Annotated in this window: 1 protein-coding gene; it reads left to right on the plus strand. The window is 61.6% G+C overall.

Features of this window, described 5'->3' with window-relative positions:
- Positions 1-706, plus strand: a 706-nt coding sequence (locus tag NKH04_RS33125) for a transposase (protein ID WP_353045613.1), incomplete at its 5' end; no start/stop codon positions are given.
- Between the last annotated feature and the right edge of the window lie 84 nt (positions 707-790).

Consider the following 790-nt stretch of genomic DNA (forward strand, 5'->3'; position numbering starts at 1 on the left):
GATCGACGTGGAGCACGCCATCATCGTGGACGTGGAGCCCTCGACCGCGGTGCGCCAAGCCGAGGTGACGGCCGCCAAGACTATGATCGAGCGGGCGCACGACGAGCTCGGCCTCTGGCCGGAGCGGCTGATTGCCGACACCGGCTACGGCTCGGCCGAAATGCTGAACTGGTTGGTGCATGAGCGTGGGATCGAGCCGCATATCCCGGTCTTCGACAAGTCTAGGCGCAAGGATGGCACCTTCTCGCGCGACGACTTCACCTACGACCATAAGGCCGATACATACATCTGTCCTGGCGGGAAGACGCTCAGGCAGCGCCAGAAGACCTATCGGATGCCACACCCTCTCGTCGACGAGAATGGCATGATGCGCTATCGCGCCAGCAAGCTGGATTGCGACGCCTGTGCCCTGAAGCCCAGCTGTTGCCCGAAGGAGCCGGCGCGCAAGGTGCTGCGCTCGATCTATGAGGGCGCGCGCGACATGGCCCGCGACATCGCAAAGACAGACGCCTACCAGACCTCACGCTATCAGCGGAAGAAGGTGGAGATGCTGTTCGCGCACCTCAAGCGCATCCTGAAGCTCGATCGATTGCGATTGCGCGGCCCCTGTGGTGCCCGCGATGAGTTCCACCTTGCAGCCATCGCCCAGAACCTCAGGAAATTGGCCAAGATTTGCACCCTCGGAACAAACGTCCGAGCCACTTAAGGCGAGGAGGTCGCGTCGACCTTAATCAAGACGCTTCGGTGCGAGTGGATCCACGGCTTCATCGCCGACTTCTTCAACACTATC

The organism is Mesorhizobium sp. M1365, from assembly GCF_040317865.1.
Classification (GTDB): domain Bacteria; phylum Pseudomonadota; class Alphaproteobacteria; order Rhizobiales; family Rhizobiaceae; genus Mesorhizobium.